This window comes from Curtobacterium sp. MCLR17_034, assembly GCF_003234485.1.
Lineage (GTDB): Bacteria > Actinomycetota > Actinomycetes > Actinomycetales > Microbacteriaceae > Curtobacterium > Curtobacterium flaccumfaciens.
This window is the reverse complement of record NZ_QKTH01000014.1, coordinates 16365-34658: the sequence shown is the minus strand read 5'-3', so window position 1 is coordinate 34658 and position 18294 is coordinate 16365. Positions and strand designations below refer to the sequence as shown.

Sequence of the window (18294 nt, the reverse complement as noted above, 5' to 3'; positions counted from 1 at the left end):
GGGGGCATCAAGCCCCGGAGTGCGACGATCCATTCCCGGCCTCGCCGAGTCCGCTCCACAGGTGCGCGATCGTCGCCGCACCGTCGAGCAGGGTGCGCAGGTCGACGCTCTCGTCGCTGGCGTGCCAGTGGTCCTCCGGCAGCCCCGTGCCGACGAACAGGACGGGGGCGTCGAACACCCGGCCGAGCAGCTCCGCGGGACCGCCCCCGGCGTTGCCCATCCGCCCGGCGGTCTCGGTGCCGTGCCCGAGCTCCATCGCCCGCACGAGCGCGTCGAGTTCGGGGCCCGACGGGGTCACGTACGGGTCCTGCCCGGTCTCCTCGGGGATCGTGAGCTCGTAGGTCACCCCGTCGGGCATCGTGTCCCGGACGAACCGGCGCAGCTGCTCGGCGACGGCCTGCACCCGCTGCCCCGGCACGGTCCGGATGCTGATCTCGGCCGTTGCCTCACGCGGGACCACGGCTCGTGGGAACCCGGTGGGGTCGCCTGCGAGCAGGGTCAGCACCTCGATCGACGGTCGTGCCCAGAGCCGCTCCTCGACCGAGTACCCCGCCTCGCCGGTGATCGCCCGGGTCTCGGTTCGCTCGACCCAGACGTCGGGGTCGAAGTCGAGCGCCTGCAACTCGGCACGGCGTTCGTCCGTGAGCGCGTCGACGTCGTCCAGGAACCCGGGGATCGTGAGGCGGCCCTGGTCGTCGTGCAGGGCCGCGAGCACGGTGACGAGCGCGTGCACCGGGTTCGGCGCGGGGCCGGACACGGCGCCGCTGTGGACATCGCGCGCTGGCCCGGTGACGGTGAGGGTCGCGCCCGTCATGCCACGCATCGACGTGACGACGGCGGGGTTGCCGGCCTTCCACTGCAGCGTGTCCGAGAACACGACGACGTCGCACGCCAGCCGTTCCTTCTCGGCGTCGAGCAGGTCGGCGAAGTGGCTGGAGCCGAGCTCCTCTTCTCCTTCGACGAGGAACTTGAGGTTCACGGCCGGGGTGCCGTCCGGTCGGGTGGCGAGGTGCGCGCGCAGCCCCCACAGGTGGGCGAGCACCTGCCCCTTCGCGTCGGACGCCCCGCGCCCGTACAGGCGTCCGTCACGGAACACGGGTTCCCACGGCGAGGTCTCGTGCCACTCCTCGGGCTTCGCGTGCCGCACGTCGTGGTGGCTGTAGACGAGCACGGTCGGCAGCGCCGGGTCGACGAGCAGCTCGGCGTACACGGCCGGTGCGGGACCGGCCTGCAGGATCTCGGTCTCGAGGCCGAGCTCGCGCATCGCTCCGGCCAGCCAGTGCGCGGACCGGTCGACGTCGATCGCGCGCTCGGGTTGCGATGCGACGGACGGGATCCGCACCCACTCGCTGAGTTGCCGCACCAGGTGTTCGCGGTGCTCCTCGAGGAACCGCGCGACCTCGGCGCGACGGGTGTCGGGTTCGGTGCTGTCGGTCACGGGAGCGGACACGGTTCTCCGTTCGGTCAGGTGGTGCCGACCGTAGGAGCGGGTCCCTCCGGGTGGTCCCGGATTGGCCTGGAGGCGCGGTGTGCGTCCGCTACGCGCCGCACCTCGGACCCGGTGCGGGTCCGGAGCCCGGTGTGGGTCCGGGACTCGGTGCGGGTCTGGAACGACTCAGGCGTCGAGCGCGCGCCGCGCGGCCGCGACGACCTCGGCGTCGGTGACGAAGTGCGCCGAGCCGTCGTCCCCGGCGCCCATCGGCACTCCGGCGTGCGTGCTGTCCGCGGCCGGACGCTTGGCCGACAGGTGCACGGCGGCGGCACCGGTGGCGAGCAGTGCGCGGACGTCGGCGGGGGTGACGCCGGCACCGGCCATCACCTGCACGGGCCCGGCGGCCTCGACCATGCGCGCGATCGTCGCCGCACCGGCGACCGCGGTGGGGGCGGCGCCCGAGGTCAGGACGCGGGTGAACCCGAGCGCGGCGAGCGATCCGGCTGCGGCGACGGGGTCGGTCGCGTGGTCGATCGCGCGGTGCAGGGTGACCTCGGCGGTGGCGCTGACCGAGCGGGCGGCGTCCACGAAGCGGCGGAGGGCGTCCTCGTCCAGGGTCCGGTCGGGGCGCAGGGCACCGACCACGACGCCGGCGGCCCCGGAGCGCAGGACCGTGCGGACCTCGCGCACCATGAGCTCGACCTCGTCGGGGGAGTGCACGAACCCGCCCGGGCGGCAGCGGACCAGCGCGTGCGCCGGGATCCCGGTCTCGTGGGTCGTCTCGACCAGGGCCTGCGAGGGGGTGAGCCCGCCGAGCTCGAGCCCGACGCAGAGTTCGACGCGGTCGGCGCCGCCGTCCCGCGCGGTGATCGCACCCGCCGGAGAGGTGACGGCGATCTCGAGTGCGGCGGTGGTGCTCATGCAGGGGCTCCGAGCGGTTCGTTGGAGGCGGGGACGATGCGGGCGCGGAGGTCCGGTGCCGTCGGGAACACTCGATCGTAGGGGAACATCGGCCGCTCGATCCTGTGGTGCCCGAGGCGCAGCAGGTCCTGGTCGACACCGCCCGGGGTGAGCGCGAGCATCCAGTCGGCGGACATGTCGAACAGCTCCGGTTCGAGGTACCCGATCTTCACGATGACGACGTCCGCCTGCCGCGGCGCCAGGTCGAGGTCGGTGAAGTCGTGCTCGTGGTGGTACGGCTTCCGCAGCTTCGTCAGGATCGCGAAGACGCTGCCGACCTGCAGCACGACCTCGGTCTCGGCGTCTCGGTCGCCGTGCTTGATCGCGTGCACCCGCCCGGTCATCGTGATCGGGCCCGCGTGCACGTGGTCCACCGACGCACCGGCGGTCACGGTGATCGTCGCACCGACGCCGGCGTCCACCGCCGCGGCGACCGCGGCCGGTCCGGGCACGCTCGCGTAGATGACGGTCGGGCCGGACGGGTCCTGGAACTCCGGGCGGGCGAGCACCTGCGTCAGCCCCCAGGTCATGTCCCCGGAGCCGCCCGCCGTGGGGTTGTCGCCCGAGTCCGAGACGAAGTACGGCTTCGCGGCGCCCGGGGCGAGCGCGGCGTCGAGGCACTCCTCGAACGTGCCGGTGGGGGCGACGAACACGAAGTCCTCGCGGACGTCCCAGAACGCCGCCGCGAGCCGTTCGGCACCGGCGGCGACGGCTGCCTCGTCCCACCCGGTGACGACGGTGACGGCCTGGTCGCGGGGCTGGTCGGCCCACGCGTACCCGACCCAGATCGCGGCGTCGAGCACGCCCTCGGTCTGCTCGACGAGCGGGACCTGCGCGTACAGGGACTTCGCCGGCTCGAGACGGGTCGAGGTCTGCTCGCCGGGCAGCAGGACGGGGATCGGGATCCAGGCCTTCACGGGTCGCTGCGCACCGACGGGTCGTTCGGTGAGCACGTCGACGAGGTTCCGGACGGCACGCTCCTTCGTCTCGAGGGTGTCCTCGTGCGGGGCCATCCGGTAGCAGGTGACGAGGTCGACCTGGTGGGCGAGCTCGCGCGTGACGTTGCCGTGCAGGTCCATCGACGCGGAGACGATGACGTCGGGGCCGACGACCGCGCGGATGCGGCCGAGCAGGTCCGTCTCGGCGTCGTCGAGCCCCTCGACCACCATCGCGCCGTGGATGTCGTACCAGAGCCCGTCGACCGGACCCATCGCACGCAGCCGCTCGACGATCTCGTCGGCCAGGGCTTCGTACGACGCCCGGTCGACGATCCCGCCGGGCAGCGCGTGCCCGATGAGCGCCCCGCGGAAGTCCGCCCGGTCGGCCATGGTCGCCAGGAACGGGTACCGGGCGACGGCCTCGTCGCCGCGGTCCGGGTGGAACGCGGGGGCGTGGGTCCGGGTCGGCGTGAACGTCGACGTCTCGATGGCGAGCCCGGCGATGGCGATGACCGGGCGACGGGCACCAGCGGTGCTGGCGGGGACGGCGGGGGTGACGGGACCGGTCTCAGACACGGACGCTCCTGTTCCTGGTGGTGGACTGGGGAATGGGCGCGGAGAGCTCCTCGAGCGAGGCGGCGAGGCCCCGCTGCAGGGCGAACTGCCCGGCGCCGACGAGCCCGGCATCGGCACCGAGCGACACCGGCTCGATGGCCAGGTGCTGGGTCATCAGCGGGTGGCAGCTCTCGTAGAGCTGGCTGCGCACGGCGGCGATGAACGGGTCGAGGGTCGACAGGATGCCGCCCAGGTAGACGGCGTCCGGGTTGAAGAAGTTCACGTTGGCGGCGAGCACCTCGCCCAGGTACTTGCCCGCCATCCGCACGGCACGGGTGGCCTCGGGGTGTGCGTCCGAGGCGAGCCGGACGACGTCGGCGGTCGAGGCGACGTCGACCCCCGCGTTCGACAGGATCCGGACCAGGGCGGCCCCGGACGCCACCGTCTCCAGGCATCCGGTGTTGCCACACGAGCACGGGGTGTCCCCGGCGGCGTCGATCCGCACGTGCGTGATGTCCCCGGCCGCGCCGGTCGACCCCCGGTAGAGCCGACCGTCGATGACGATGCCCGCGCCGATCGCCGAGCCGGCCTTGATCGTGATGGTCTGGCGTCGAGCGGGATCCTGGACGGTCTGCTCACCCGCCGCCATGCAGTTCGCGTCGTTGTCGACGATCGCCGGCAGGCCGAACCGGTCGCTCAGCCACGCGGCCACGGGGAACCCGTTCCACCCCGGCATCCGGCTCGGCAGGTCCACGACCCCGGCGACGACGTCGACCGGCCCGGGCAGGCTGAGCCCGACGCCCCGCAGCCCTTCGCGACCACGGTCGTCGGCGAGCCGCTCGAGCAGCGCGGCCAGGCGCTGGAGCCCGGCGGTCGGACCGTCGGAGAGCGCGAACGGGACGTTCGCGACCGACTCGATCGCGCCTCCAGGCAGGACCACGCCGATGCGCGCGTGCCCGCCGCCGACGTCCGCGGCGACCGCGTACTCGTCGATGCCGCCGATGCGGAGCACCTTGCGGGGGCGCCCGCCGGTCGAGACGTCCGTGCCTTCCTCGGCGAGGATCCCGTGCTCCAGGAGCTGGCCGACGACGTGCGAGACGGTCGACGGGGCGGCTCCGAGCACCTTCGCGATCTCGGTCCGGCTGGCGGCCTGCCCCGAGGCGACGAGCTCGAGGACGCGGGCGCTGAGATCGGCCACGACTTTCTCCAATCCGGGCGGAACGGGAACGGAACACCGGTCGGTGGTCCGTTCTGCCGCGAGCCTACGGGGCGGATCGAGCGGTCCACCCTTTCGTCCGTTCCGCAGTAACGCAGTTTTTACATCGAGATGTTTGTTTTTCCAATCGCTTTGGTCCTTGACTGTCCTCGTGCCGCTCGGCACCCGTGCTCCACCTCCCCGAAGTCCCTCGCACAAGGAGACACCGCATGTCCAAGCCCCGTCGCTGGGCGCTCCTCACCGGAGCTGCGATCGCCGTGAGCGCGCTGCTCGCCGGCTGTTCCGGAGGCGGCAACGCCTCGCAGGGATCGACCGACGAGATCGACTACGCGCTCCCCGCCAACTTCACGCCGAACTGGATCCTGCCGATCGGCACCGCCGCGCACCTCAACACGAACAACGGCTCCATCGCCCAGTCGCTGTACGAGCCGCTCGTCGCGTACGACGGCTCCACCGGCAAGATCGCGTGGAACAAGGCCGGCTCCGTCGCCACCGACGCGAAGTTCGCCGACGACGGCAAGAGCGTCACCATGACGCTCGGCGACCGGCACTGGTCGGACGGCGAGGCGATCACGAGCCGCGACGTCGGGTTCTGGTTCAACCTGATCAAGGCGAACAAGGACCAGTGGGGCTCGTACTCCAAGGGCAAGGCGCCGGACAACTGGACGTCGTTCAAGGCCGTCGACGACACGCACTTCACCATCACGTTCGACAAGGCCTACAACTCGGACTGGATGCTCGCCAACCAGCTGAGCCACATCATCCCGCTGCCCCAGCACGCCTGGGACAAGACCAGCGCGACCGCGAAGGTGACCGACGCCGACGAGACCACCGCCGGCGCGAAGCAGGTGTGGAAGTACCTCAACACCGCCGCCGGCAAGATCTCCGACTACGCCACCGACGACCTGTGGAAGACCATCTCCGGTCCCTACGGCGTCAAGACCTTCACCACGGCCGGCAAGGTCACGCTGACAGCCAACAAGAAGTACGACGGTGGCGAGAAGCCGTCGATCACCACGGTGAACCTGCTCCCCTTCACCACGGCCGACGCCGAGGTGAACGCCGTCCGCTCGGGCGAGGTCGACTACGGGTACATCAACGCCACCGACATGGACCAGAAGGCGTCCTTCACCGGGAAGGGCTACGAGGTCGAGCCGTGGACCGGCTGGGCCATCACGTACATGCCGTACAACTTCAACAACCCCACGATGGGCGCCGTCTTCAAGCAGCTGTACGCCCGTCAGGCCGTCCAGATGTCGATCGACCAGACGTCGCTGTCGAAGGTCGTCTTCAACGGCACCGCCACCTCGACCTACGGTCCGATCCCGCAGGCACAGGAGTCCGACTACGTCTCCGACGTGCAGAAGTCGAACCCGTACCCGTTCAGCACCTCGAAGGCCAAGGACCTGCTGACCAGCCACGGTTGGGAGGAGCAGGGCGGCACGATGGTCTGCACCGACCCGGGCACGTCCGCCAGCCAGTGCGGCGAGGGGGTCAAGGAGGGCACGAAGTTCTCGATGCAGGTCCTGTCGCAGTCCGGCTCGACCGTGACCGACAACATGATGAGCGCGATCCAGTCCTCGCTCGCGAAGACCGGCATCGACTTCACCATCAAGACCGCGCCGGTGTCGAGCGTGCTGTCGCAGACCCCGACCTGCACCTCGGACGAGGCCAGCTGCGACTGGGACCTGTCGTTCTTCGGCACCGCGGGCAGCTGGTACTTCCCGGCCTACCCGACCGGTGAGTCGCTGTTCCAGACCGGCGGTTCGGCGAACTTCGGCAGCTACTCGAACAAGGAGGTCGACTCCCTGATCGACGCGACCACCACCTCGACCGACGCCACCGCCGTGCAGGACTACAGCGCCGCGGTCGCGAAGGACCTGCCGGTGATCTGGCTGCCGAGCCCCGACTACCAGATCTCGGTCGTCAAGAAGGGCCTGTCCGGCTTCGACCAGGACTCGCTCGCCAACTTCCACCCGGCCCAGTGGAAGTGGACCAAGTAGGAAACCGACCCTGGAGGCGCGGTGCGCGACCGACGCGCACCGCGCCTCCTCCCCGGCTCACGTCTCCAATCCGACCATCGGAAGCCGCATGACCACAGCTCTCTACCTCACCAGGCGCGTCCTGCAGGCGCTCGCGGTGATCCTCATCGTCACCGTCGTGGTGTTCTGCCTGCTGCACGCGCTGCCCGGCGGCCCCGCCCGCGGCGTGCTCGGCGTCTCCGCGACCCCCACGCAGATCGCCCAGTTCAACCAGGCGCAGGGGCTCGACCAGCCGCTGCCCGTGCAGTACCTGCGGTTCCTCGGTCGTCTGCTGACCGGCGACCTCGGCACCTCGTACACGCTCAACGAGCCGGTCTCGCAGCTCATCGCCGAGCGCCTGCCGAAGACCCTCGTGCTCACCGGCATCTCCGCGGTGCTCGGACTCGTCGTCGCGATCCCGGTCGGGATGCTCCAGGCGGCCCGCCGCAACGGTGCGGTCGACTACGCCGCCACCGCCCTGGCGTTCGTCTTCTACTCGACGCCGGCGTTCTTCCTCGGCCTCGTCCTGATCATCGTCTTCAGCCAGCAGCTGCCGTGGCTGCCGTCCCAGGCCCCGAGCGGCACCACCCTGGCCGAGGTGTTCCAGGACCCGGCCGGACTCGTGCTGCCCGTGGTGACCGGAGCCCTCGCGATGATCGCGGTGTTCAGTCGGTACATGCGCGCCTCGACGCTCGAGAACCTGCAGGAGGACTACGTCCGCACCGCCCGTGCCGGCGGCGCCTCGACCGCGACGATCCTGCGGCGGCACGTGTTCCGGAACTCGCTGACTCCCGTCGTCGCGATGCTCGGGTACTACCTGCCGGTGCTGTTCGGTGGCGCGCTGGTGACCGAGCAGCTGTTCAACTACCCCGGCATGGGGCTGCTGTTCTGGAACGCCGCACAGTCCTCCGACTACCCGACGCTGCTCGGCTGCGTGCTCGTCATCTCCATCGCGACCGTCATCGGCACCCTGCTCGCCGACGTCGCACAGTCCCTCATCGACCCGCGAGTGAAGGCGAGCCGCGCATGACCGCCGTCCAGATGGCCCCCGAAGCCCCGGGCGCCCCCGTCACCGTCGCGGCCACCGGGTTCCGGCTCGCCGCCCGCCGGTTCCGGAGCAACACCCTCGCCGTGATCGGCCTCGCCCTGATCGTCGTCATCGTGCTGTTCTGCTTCGTCGGCCCGTTCGTGTACCCGACCGACCAGACCCACACGCTGCTCGAGCAGGCCAACCAGGGCCCGAGCGCCGCGCACTGGCTCGGCACCGACGCCGTCGGCCACGACGTCCTCGGCCGCCTGATGTACGGCGGCAAGGTCTCCCTGATGGTGGGCATCGCCGCCGGGGTCCTGGCCACCGTCGTCGGCACCCTGTGGGGTTCCGTCGCCGGGTACGTCGGCGGCTGGGTCGACGCCCTGATGATGCGCGTCGTCGACGCCGGCATCGCGATCCCGGCTCTGTTCATCCTGCTCGTCATCTCGGCGATCACGAACCCGGGCGTCGGCGGCCTCATCGTCATCCTCGGCCTGGTGTCGTGGCTCGTGCCGTCCCGTCTGATCCGCGCCGAGACCCTGACGCTCAAGAACCGCGACTACGTCCTGACCCTGCGCGCGATCGGCGGCTCGCACGCCCGCGCCATCGGCAAGCACCTGCTGCCGAACTCGGTGTCGACGATCGTCGTCGCGGCGACGTTCCAGGTCGCCGACGCGATCCTGCTGGTCGCCTACGTCTCGTACCTCGGGCTCGGTGTGCAGCCGCCCGCGACGGACTGGGGCGGCATGCTCTCGGCGGGTCTCACCGCCGCCTACTCCGGACGCTGGTGGCTCATCGTGCCGCCGGGTCTGGCCGTGATCCTGGTCGTCTGCGCGTTCAACGCGGTGGGCGACGGACTGCGGGACGCCTTCGACGTGCGGGGCCGCTGATGACCAACGAACCGATCCTGCGGACGACCGACCTCGGCGTCTCCTTCAGCACCGAGTCGGGCACCGTCGACGCCGTGCGGGGGGTGTCCCTGTCGGTCGCCCCCGGCGAGACCCTCGCCCTGGTCGGCGAGTCCGGCTCCGGCAAGTCCACCGTCGCCCTCGCCGCGATGGGCCTGCTCTCCGGCAACGCGACGGCCTCGGGCAGTGCCGTCGTCGCCGGACACGAGGTCGTCGGCGCCCCCGAACCCGCGCTCCGGGCCCTGCGCGGCTCGACCGTCTCGATGGTCTTCCAGGAGCCCGCGACCGCCCTCGACCCGCTCACCCGCGTCGGTGCCCAGATCGCCGAGGTGATCCGGAACCACCGTGACGTCTCCGCGTCCGCCGCCGCGGCCGAGGCCGTCGACCTGCTGCGCCGCGTCGGCATCCCCGACCCCGAGTCGCGCACCCGGTCGTTCCCGTTCCAGCTGTCGGGTGGGCAGCGTCAGCGCGTGGTCATCGCGATGGCGATCGCGAACGCGCCGAAGCTGCTCATCGCGGACGAGCCGACCACGGCCCTCGACGTGACCGTGCAGGCCGAGATCCTCGAGCTCCTCCGCGCGCTCGCCGTCGAGACCGGTACCGGCGTGCTGCTCGTCACGCACAACATGGGGGTCGTCGCGGACTTCGCCGACCGGGTCGCGGTCATGCTCCAGGGCGAGATCGTCGAGACCGGCGGGGTCGAGGACGTCCTGCTCCGCCCCGAGCACGAGTACACCAAGCGGTTGCTCGCCGCGGTGCCGCGGCTCGAGACGCCGGCGTCGTCATCCGACGCCGCTGAGTCGGCGAGACGCCTCCAGATCCGGGGGCGTGACGCGGAGACGCCGGCGTCTTCCGAGCTGGGTGCGGCGGACGGGAGGCCCGGTGCGGCCCCGGTGGTCGACCTGCGGGACGTCTCGGTGACGTTCGGGCGCGGGGCGCGCGCCGTCCACGCGCTCGCGGGCATCGACATCGCGGTGCACGCCGGTGAGACCGTCGGCCTGGTCGGCGAGTCCGGCTCCGGCAAGTCGACCGCGGCTCGGGTGGCGCTCGGGCTCATCAAGCCGACCTCCGGCACGGTGTCGCTGTTCGGGCAGGACCTGCGGACCGCGAAGGGCCGTGACCGCCGTGCACTCCGCTCCGGCATCGGCGTCGTGCTGCAGGACCCGGTGGCGTCCCTCGACGCCCGGATGTCGGTGGCCGAGTGCATCGCGGAGCCCCTCGCGGTGCACCGTCGCGGGATGTCCTCGGCCGATCGTCGTCGTCGCATCGACGAGGTGCTCGACGCGGTGCGGCTGCCGCGGACCCTGGCGTCCCGTGCCCCCCGAGAGCTCTCCGGCGGGCAGCGCCAGCGGGTCTCGCTCGCCCGGGCGCTGGTGCTCGAACCGCGGTTGCTCGTCGCCGACGAACCCACCTCGGCGCTCGACGTCAGCGTGCAGGAGACCGTGCTCGAGGTCCTCGGCGAGCTGCAGGACGACCTCGGTTTCGCGTGCCTGTTCGTCTCGCACGACCTGGCCGTCGTGCAGCACTTCGCCGAGCGCGTCGTGGTGATGCGCCAGGGCGTCGTCGAGGAGCAGGGCACCACCGGCACGACGCTGCTGCACCCCACCACCGACTACACCCGTCGCCTGCTCGCCGCGGTGCCGGTGCCCGACCCCGTGCTGCAACGGCAGCGTCGGACGGAGCGCCTCGCCTCACTCGCGGCGGTGACCGCGTGACCCGGGTCCTGGCCGGGGTGGACGTCGGCGGCACGAACACGAAGGTCGTCCTGACCACGCCCGACCTCGAGGTCATCGACCGCCTCGACCTGCCGACGCCCGCCCACGCGGGCGGGGCGGCGATCGTGACGGCCGCACTCGGGGCCGTGACGGGTCTGCTCGAGACGCACCGGGCCTCCTTGGCGGGTGTCGGGGTGGGCGCGGCCGGCGTCGTCGACCGGACCACGGGGACCGTCCTGGTCACCGGCAACTCGTTCACGGGATGGGCCGGGTACGGCGTGACCCGCGCGGTGACGGACGCCCTCGGCGTCCCCGCGACCCTGGACAACGACGTGAACGCGTTCCTGCTCGGCGAGATCGCCACCGGCGCGGTCGTGGGGGAGTCCGACGTGCTCGGGATGACCCTCGGCACCGGCGTCGGCGGCGCGCTCGTGCTCGACGGGCGGCTCTTCGCCGGCCCGCGCGGTGCCGCCGGCGAGATCGGCCACGTCCCCGGCTTCGGCGACGCCCGGTGCACCTGCGGGCAGACCGGGCACCTGGAGACCATCGCGGGCGCACGCGGCATCGCCGACCGCTACGCCGAACGCTCGGGGCGGATGCTCTCGGCACGGGACGTCGCCGTCGCCGCACGCGGTGGGGACACCGACGCGGCCGCCGTCTTCGCCACCGCGGGGTGGGGCCTGGCGCGTGCCGCACTGCTGACCGCGGGGATCCTCGACGTCACCACCGTCCTGATCGGCGGCGGGATCGCTCGGTCCTGGGACCTGCTCGAACCGGCCATCGCGGCGGCGATCGCCGCGGAACCGCCGGTCAGCGGGGCGACGATCCGGCTCGCGCAGTCGACGCTCGGGTCCGACGCCGTGGCACTCGGCGCCGCGGCGCAGGTGCGGGCGCGCGTGCTGGAGCCGGAGACCGCGTAGCGGGGGAGCGCCCGGTCAGGGCACCCAGACGACGATGCCGCGCAGGTCGTGGAGCACGGCGGCGAGTCCGGCGCGCAGGCCGCGGGCCGCGCGGTCCTCGGTGAAGGTCTCCGGGTCGTAGTGGCTCGACGGCCCGAGGCCCTCGCCGCGGAACCCGCCGCCCGTCCAGTCCGCCGCCGTGACGTTCGACGTCGGCTCCGCGATCTCGGCACCGACGACCAGGAACTGCTGGTGGAGCGCGGTCGGCGAGACGGCCGCGAGCGGGTCGACCATGTGGTTGCCGACGGTGATGACCAGGTCGGGCTCGGCGTCGACGGCGCGCAGGACCGCGGCGATCCGGTCGTCGGGACCCTTCGCCGAGACCGGGGTGACGGAGACGTCCTCGTCCGCGGCCCACGACTCGACGGCGTCGAGCAGGGTCCGGGTCGGAGCGTCGGCGGCGTCACCCGCGTCGGAGAGCAGCACGACGTCGTAGCCGGCGGGGGCGTGCACCCCGGACCACGAACCGGGCTCGGGGTGGATGGTTGCCTCGGGCGCCGGCGGCTGGTCGGGGTCGGAGAACCCGGTGCCCAGGACCCCGGCCGAGGCGTGCGCCGACGCGGTCGCCGTCGGGCCGGTGGTGCCGTTCGACGCCCCGGAGCAGCCGGCCAGCAGCGCGGTGCCGGCCGCGGCGAGGGCGACGGCGGTCAACAGGGAGGTCGTCCGGGTGGCGGGGCGGATCACGGCACCATGCAAGCACGCCCGACGGCCGCTCCGGGCTGGTACGGGGACCTGTCCGACCGCCGTCCCGTTGCTGGTCACCGGTTGTTCACCTGCCGGTCGTCTGCGGGCCGGATCGTCTGCGCGTGCCCTCCGGAACCACCGCCGCGCTCCTGCGCGCCCGCCCTGCCCGCTCCCTCCCCCTGTTCGCGCTCGTCGGACGGGTCGTCGCCGCGCTCGTGCTGCTCGGGGTGGTCGTGATCGGCGTGCTCGCGGGCGCGGCACCGGCGTCGGCGCACGGCTTCAGCTCGGTGGTCTACGCCGACGTCACGTCCACGAAGCCGACCGTCGTGCAGGCGAAGCTCGGGCTCGAGTACGACCTGATGCTCGTCTCGGTGGCCACGAGCGAGCACGACGACGCGCTGCACGAGCAGGGGCAGCAGGCCTGGGACGACGGGGACTTCCCCGGCATGGTCTCGGCTGCCGAAGCCCACACCGACGCGATCGGGAAGTACGTGTTCGACCGGTTCCGGGTGACCGGAGCCGGTGGGCAGGCCTGCACCGGCACGCTCGACGACACGGTCACCGTCGACCTGCAGGACGAGGTGCCGTACGCCCACGTGACCGCGGACTTCGCCTGTCCGGAACCGTCGGAGACGCAGTCCGGGCACGTGGTGTCGTCGGAGCTCTTCCCCGACGACGAGACCTTCGTGCGCGACACCAAGACGATCGTCACCTACGACGTCGACGACCGGACGGGTTCGGCCACCCTCGACGCCTCGCAGCGCACGTTCTCGACCGAGCAGTCGGCGGGTGAGCGCTTCTGGGAGTTCTTCCGCCTCGGCGCCGAGCACCTGCTCACCGGGATCGACCACATCCTGTTCCTCGTGGCGCTCATCGCCGGGTCGCGTCGCCTGCGCGAGGTCGTCTACACGGCGTCCGCGTTCACGATCGCCCACTCGATCACGTTCATCCTCGCCGCCCTCGGTGTGGTCAGCCCGCCCGCGATCGTCGTCGAGCCGCTCATCGCCCTGTCGATCGCCGCGGTCGCCGGCTGGTACCTGTGGCGGCTCTGGCGTCGTCGATCGCGGGCCGACGAACTGGTGGTCGGCGAGCACGGACACTTCTCGCTCGACCGCGCCGGGTGGACCCGCCTGGCCGTCGTCTTCGCCTTCGGGCTCATCCACGGGCTCGGGTTCGCCGGGGCCCTCGGCATCCACGAGGCGTTCTCGTGGCAGCTGCTGGTCTCGCTCCTCATCTTCAACGTCGGCATCGAGGCCGTGCAGCTCGCGATCATCGTCATCGTCTTCCCGCCGCTCTCCCTGCTGCGGCGGAAGGCGCACCGGGTGTCGCTCTGGGTGACGGGCGCCGTGACCGCCGGCGTGTTCGTGATGGGGATGATCTGGTTCGTCGAGCGGCTCGCGGCGGGCTGACGCTCGCCACGGAACTGCCGGCACGTCGCGTTCGTTCCTGAACAGCGACGAACTGTCACTCAGCGTTTACCAAGACGTTTTGCAGTGCATGCAGAGTCTTCCGTGCTGCACCATCCCACGTCTGAGAAACGGACCAACATGAGTCTCCTGTCCGGCGCCACTACCCGGCGCAGAACCACCACCCTCCGCGTCTGCGGAGCCGTCCTCGGGGCCGCGCTGATCGCCGGTGCCTCGATGGTCGGCACGAACGCCGCCACCGCTGCGACGAACACCCCCACCACCAACATCTCGACCGGTGGCCCGATCCACATCCTGCTCGGCGTCGGCGCGACCGAGAGCCAGCGCATCGCCTCGTGGTACTTCCCCACGAACGTCGCGCAGTCGCTCGAGATCCAGAAGACCGCGTCCATGACGGACGGCGTCTTCACGGACGCCAAGCAGACGGTCGCCGCCTCGGAGGCCGCGAACACCGCAGCCGACTCGAGCGCGACCGACTCGAACACCAAGAGCATCCCGGGCATCGCCGCCGAGTCGGGCTACATCAACGCGCACGCGACGATCTCGGCCCTCGAGCCGAACACCTCGTACACGTACCACGTCGGTGCGGCGGACGGCTCGGCCTGGTCCGCGTCGTACACCTTCACCACGAAGAGCTTCTCCGGCGACTTCGACTTCCTGTTCTTCGGTGACCCGCAGATCGGTTCGTCCGGCTTCACCGACGACGACGGCGCCGGCTGGGCGGACACGCTCAAGTACGCCACGTCGACCGAGCCGGACGCCGAGCTCCTGGTCTCCGGTGGCGACCAGGTCGAGCACGCCAACAACGAGTACGAGTGGGGCGCGTTCGCGGACAGCAGCGACGTGCTGAAGCGTTACCCGTGGGCCTCGACCATCGGCAACCACGACGTGGGCGGCAAGGCCTACGAGCAGCACAACCAGGTGCCGAACTCCCTCAAGGTGCCGGACTTCTACCCGGGCGGCAACACCACCGCGAACTCGGGTGGCGACTACTGGTACATGTACAAGGGCGTCCTGTTCATCGACATCAACTCGAACGCCTACGCGGCCGGTTCGGACGCTGCCCACGTGAACTACGTGCGCGACGTCATCAACCGCTACGGCGACGACGCGAAGTGGACGACGCTGGTCTACCACCACTCGATCTACTCGCCGGCCGACCACGCGAACGACCGTGACAACCAGCAGCGCCGGTTCGACTTCACGCGTTCGTTCTCGGACATGGGTGTCGACCTCGTCCTGCAGGGCCACGACCACTCCTACTCGCGCAGCTACGCGATCAAGAACGGCAAGAAGGCCAACGTCAACGAGCAGCCCGCTGCTCCCGAGGTCTTCTCCGGCCCCGGCGGCGTCATCTACATGACGGCGAACTCGGCCTCCGGCTCGAAGTACTACGACCTCACCACCCCGGACGCCACCCAGGGCTACGGCGCGGACCCGCTCGACCCCAAGGGTGAGCGTCACTTCGCCAACTCGGTCGAGAACCAGGAGCACGTCCGCACCTTCGTGAAGGTCTCGGTCACCGACGACAAGCTCGCCGTCGAGAACATCCGCGCCAGCGACTGCACCACGCTCAACTCGGCGGTGCAGCACGGCAAGGTGGACAGCTGCGGTGTGACCCTCCAGCCGACGGCCACGGCCGACCCGGCTGCGATCGGTTCGACGGTCGACAAGTTCAACCTGCACTCCACGCTGCCGACGACGACCACCACGCTCACCGCGTCGGCCGCCGAGCAGACCTACGGCACCGCCAAGCCGGCCACGGTCACCGCGACCATCGCCGGTGGCATCGGTACCCAGCAGGGCACCGTGACGTTCAAGGACGGCAGCAAGGTCCTCGGCACGGCCCCGGTCAAGGACGGCGCGGCGAGCATGACGCTGCCGAAGACGCTCGCCATCGGCAAGCACGCGGTCACGGCCTCGTTCGTCAACGCGGACCCGGTGTACTCGGGAACGAACTCGAAGACGGCGAAGGCCATGACGGTCACCGTCGAGAAGGCCCCGTCCCGCACCGCCATCAAGTACAGCGGCGGCAAGGCGACCGTCCAGGTGAAGGCCACCGGCTTCAGCGTCGACGGCACCGCCCGGATCTACCAGGGCTCGAAGCGCCTCGCCACCGTCACGGTGGAGAACGGCGTGGTCACGTCGAAGCTCCCGCTGAAGAAGGGCACGCACAACCTGCACGCCGTCTTCGCCGGGACCTCGGAGCTCAGCACGAGCACCAGCCCGACCATCAAGGTCGTCATCAAGTAGCACCCGGCACCAGCAAGGGCCCCGCGATCCCGATCGCGGGGCCCTTCGCCGTGTGTCCGGGGGTGGGCGACCGGTCCTACCCGGGACCGGCGCCGCACCGGCTGACGGGAGACCCGAACTCCCTACCCGTCCGCTGGTGAGAGCGGCCGGTCAACCTGTGGTGAGCATGCGCTCACAGGCCGGGATCGCCTAGGCAGCCAGGCCAACTGCCAGGCTTTGGGCGAATGTTCAGACATTCCTAGGTAATCACTGTGGAGAAGCGCATACTTCGAGCCACCGAGAATGCGCGCTCGTCGCCGACGTCACCCCGCCTCTCCTTGCAGGAAGCGGTCGGACCGTGCAGGCTCGCCATCTCAGACGCAGTTCCCTCCTGGTCGTGTCGGCGGCTGCCGTCGCCGCGCTGGTCACCCTCGGGACCGGTGGCGGAGCATCCGCCGCGACGGTCATCGACGGTCCGGTCAACCTCGGCACCGCATCGACCTACGGTGTGCTCGGCGCGAGCGCGGTCACGAACACCGGCCCCTCCGTGATCAACGGCGACCTCGGGTTGTCGCCGGGCACGTCCATCACCGGCTTCGGCGGCGCACCGAACGGCGTCGTCAACGGCACCACGCACCAGACCGACGCCGCGGCCGCACAGGCCCAGCGCGACACCACCACCGCGTACAACGTCGCCGCGTCGCTCTCCCCGACCCAGACCGGTCTGACCGAGCTGAACGGACTCTCGCTCTCACCCGGCGTGTACTCCGGCGGCGCCCTCGCCCTGGCCAACAACGGTGCGCTGACCCTCGCCGGCAGCGCGAACTCCGTCTGGGTGTTCCAGGCCGCGTCGACCCTGACCATCGGGTCCGCCAGCCAGATCGTGATCACCGGCGGCGCCAGCTCGTGCAACGTGTTCTGGCAGGTCGGCAGCTCCGCCACCGTCGGCACCGGCGCCCAGTTCCAGGGCACCGTCCTGGCGCAGCAGTCCGTGACCGCCACCACCGGCGCGACCGTGCAGGGCCGACTGCTGGCCCGCACCGGCGCCGTCACCCTCGACACGAACACGATCACGGCTTCCAACGGCTGCCCCGCACCGGGCACGCCGTCCGAGTCGCCCACCATCACCTCGGGCACCCCGTCCGACGGCACCGTGGACGTGCCCTACTCGTCCACCGTCACCGCGACCGGCACCCCGAACCCGACCTTCACCGCCACGGGCCTGCCCGACGGCCTGACGATCGACAGCACCACCGGCGTCATCTCCGGTACCCCGACCACCCCGGGCACCTCGACCGTGACGATCACCGCCTCGAACGGCACCAGCCCGGACGACACCCAGACGGTCACCATCACGGTCCGCGCCCCGGCTCCGGTGCCCACCGCGACGCCCACCCCGACGGCACCCGCAGTGGTGCCCACCGCCACCCCGAGCGGCCCCGCAGGCGCCGGCGGCGGCGGTGGCGGCGGAACCGACCAGCCCACCGGTGAGCTCGCGTTCACCGGCTCGGACCCGACCGTCCCGCTGAGCATCGCCGCCGCACTGCTCGCCGCGGGTGCAACGCTCATGGTCCTGCTGCGTCGTCGTCGCCGCACCGTCGGCCGCATCTGATCGACCCGCACGATCGACGGCCCCGCGACCCTGGTCGCGGGGCCGTCTGCGTGCCGTCACCGGCCTTGCGGTCGGTCCACGTGCCCGATTGCATGGGGGCATGCCGACCGACTGTGTCTTCGACGACGTGCCACGGGCCTCCCGGCTCGTCGAGGACGACCTGGTCGTCGCGCTGCTGGACGTGAACCCGGTCTCGCCCGGGCACAGCCTGGTCGTCCCGAAGCGCCACGTGGTGTCGTGGTTCGACGCCACCGCGGACGAAGTCGCCGCGATGACGCGGCTCGTCCGCGCACTCAAGCTGGTGCTCGACGACCGGTACCGACCCGACGGGTACAACGTCGGGTTCAACGACGGCGCGGCAGCCGGACAGACCGTGTTCCACGCCCACCTGCACGTGATCCCGCGGTACGGCGGCGACGTACCGGACCCGGCCGGCGGCATCCGGCACACGGTCCCGGGCCGGGGGTACTACTCGCCCGGCACTCGGCCGTCGCACCCGTGAGGACCCTCAGGGACTGAGCCGCCACCTCATCCTCCAGGACGATCCGGGGCGAGCAGCGCGCTCCCTACTGTTGGCGACGGAGCGTGCGGTGGCGCATGCCCGT

At 71.4% G+C, this 18294-nt stretch carries 14 protein-coding genes; 9 read left to right on the top strand and 5 right to left on the bottom strand.

The features are described from left to right. Positions 1 to 7: 7 nt before the first annotated feature. The 4 genes from DEI98_RS13505 to DEI98_RS13490 all read right to left on the bottom strand — a co-directional run bounded on the left by DEI98_RS13505 (position 8) and on the right by DEI98_RS13490 (position 5083). Positions 8 to 1438: a M20/M25/M40 family metallo-hydrolase gene (locus DEI98_RS13505; RefSeq protein WP_111101024.1), complete on the bottom strand. Its 1431-nt coding sequence runs from the start codon at positions 1436 to 1438 to the stop codon at positions 8 to 10. A 177-nt stretch (positions 1439 to 1615) separates the two neighbouring features. Continuing rightward, on the bottom strand, positions 1616 to 2353 hold the full coding sequence (locus DEI98_RS13500; protein WP_111101023.1) for a copper homeostasis protein CutC: 738 nt from the start codon (positions 2351 to 2353) through the stop codon (positions 1616 to 1618). After that, positions 2350 to 3906 carry a M81 family metallopeptidase gene (locus DEI98_RS13495; protein ID WP_111054780.1) on the bottom strand — a complete coding sequence of 519 codons (1557 nt, stop codon included), beginning with the start codon at positions 3904 to 3906 and terminating at the stop codon, positions 2350 to 2352. The genes DEI98_RS13500 and DEI98_RS13495 overlap by 4 nt, the downstream gene beginning before the upstream one ends. Continuing rightward, positions 3899 to 5083: an ROK family protein gene (locus DEI98_RS13490; protein WP_111054781.1), complete on the bottom strand. Its 1185-nt coding sequence runs from the start codon at positions 5081 to 5083 to the stop codon at positions 3899 to 3901. Before DEI98_RS13490 ends, DEI98_RS13495 begins: the two co-directional genes overlap by 8 nt. Before the next feature lie 227 nt (positions 5084 to 5310). On the opposite strand from DEI98_RS13490, the gene DEI98_RS13485 reads away from it, so the two are divergent. The 5 genes from DEI98_RS13485 (at position 5311) to DEI98_RS13465 (ending at position 11695) form a co-directional block, all read left to right on the top strand. Continuing rightward, positions 5311 to 7104 (top strand): peptide ABC transporter substrate-binding protein, encoded by a 1794-nt coding sequence (locus DEI98_RS13485; RefSeq protein WP_111039708.1) that lies wholly within the window; start codon positions 5311 to 5313, stop codon positions 7102 to 7104. A gap of 88 nt (positions 7105 to 7192) precedes the next feature. Further along, positions 7193 to 8152: an ABC transporter permease gene (locus tag DEI98_RS13480; RefSeq protein ID WP_027467218.1), complete on the top strand. Its 960-nt coding sequence runs from the start codon at positions 7193 to 7195 to the stop codon at positions 8150 to 8152. Beyond that, complete coding sequence (locus DEI98_RS13475) at positions 8149 to 9042, top strand: ABC transporter permease (RefSeq protein WP_111024068.1); 894 nt, start codon at positions 8149 to 8151, stop codon at positions 9040 to 9042. The genes DEI98_RS13480 and DEI98_RS13475 overlap by 4 nt, the downstream gene beginning before the upstream one ends. Beyond that, positions 9042 to 10775, top strand: a complete 1734-nt coding sequence (locus tag DEI98_RS13470) for an ABC transporter ATP-binding protein (protein WP_111101022.1) — start codon at positions 9042 to 9044, stop codon at positions 10773 to 10775. Before DEI98_RS13475 ends, DEI98_RS13470 begins: the two co-directional genes overlap by 1 nt. Next, positions 10772 to 11695, top strand: coding sequence for an ROK family protein (locus DEI98_RS13465; RefSeq protein WP_111101021.1), 924 nt, complete (start codon positions 10772 to 10774; stop codon positions 11693 to 11695). Before DEI98_RS13470 ends, DEI98_RS13465 begins: the two co-directional genes overlap by 4 nt. A gap of 15 nt (positions 11696 to 11710) precedes the next feature. Here DEI98_RS13465 and DEI98_RS13460 read toward each other — a convergent pair whose 3' ends face one another. Beyond that, positions 11711 to 12418, bottom strand: coding sequence for a hypothetical protein (locus DEI98_RS13460; RefSeq protein ID WP_111101020.1), 708 nt, complete (start codon positions 12416 to 12418; stop codon positions 11711 to 11713). A gap of 122 nt (positions 12419 to 12540) precedes the next feature. Between DEI98_RS13460 and DEI98_RS13455 the strand changes: the two genes are divergently transcribed. The 4 genes from DEI98_RS13455 (at position 12541) to DEI98_RS13440 (ending at position 18191) form a co-directional block, all read left to right on the top strand. Then, entirely contained in the window at positions 12541 to 13827 is a 1287-nt protein-coding gene (locus DEI98_RS13455; RefSeq protein ID WP_181438046.1) for a HupE/UreJ family protein, read from the top strand. A gap of 138 nt (positions 13828 to 13965) precedes the next feature. Next, positions 13966 to 16098: an Ig-like domain repeat protein gene (locus tag DEI98_RS13450; RefSeq protein ID WP_111101019.1), complete on the top strand. Its 2133-nt coding sequence runs from the start codon at positions 13966 to 13968 to the stop codon at positions 16096 to 16098. A 376-nt stretch (positions 16099 to 16474) separates the two neighbouring features. Then, positions 16475 to 17689, top strand: a complete 1215-nt coding sequence (locus DEI98_RS13445) for an ice-binding family protein (protein WP_239001383.1) — start codon at positions 16475 to 16477, stop codon at positions 17687 to 17689. A gap of 100 nt (positions 17690 to 17789) precedes the next feature. Then, positions 17790 to 18191 carry an HIT family protein gene (locus tag DEI98_RS13440; protein ID WP_111101018.1) on the top strand — a complete coding sequence of 134 codons (402 nt, stop codon included), beginning with the start codon at positions 17790 to 17792 and terminating at the stop codon, positions 18189 to 18191. Positions 18192 to 18294 lie beyond the last annotated feature (103 nt).

Coding starts and splice junctions, on each gene's coding strand:
- DEI98_RS13500 (WP_111101023.1), bottom strand. CDS start 2,353: ATGAGCACCACCGCCGCACTCGAGATCGCCGTCACCTCTCCGGCGGGT.
- DEI98_RS13485 (WP_111039708.1), top strand. CDS start 5,311: ATGTCCAAGCCCCGTCGCTGGGCGCTCCTCACCGGAGCTGCGATCGCC.
- DEI98_RS13480 (WP_027467218.1), top strand. CDS start 7,193: ATGACCACAGCTCTCTACCTCACCAGGCGCGTCCTGCAGGCGCTCGCG.
- DEI98_RS13475 (WP_111024068.1), top strand. CDS start 8,149: ATGACCGCCGTCCAGATGGCCCCCGAAGCCCCGGGCGCCCCCGTCACC.
- DEI98_RS13470 (WP_111101022.1), top strand. CDS start 9,042: ATGACCAACGAACCGATCCTGCGGACGACCGACCTCGGCGTCTCCTTC.
- DEI98_RS13450 (WP_111101019.1), top strand. CDS start 13,966: ATGAGTCTCCTGTCCGGCGCCACTACCCGGCGCAGAACCACCACCCTC.
- DEI98_RS13440 (WP_111101018.1), top strand. CDS start 17,790: ATGCCGACCGACTGTGTCTTCGACGACGTGCCACGGGCCTCCCGGCTC.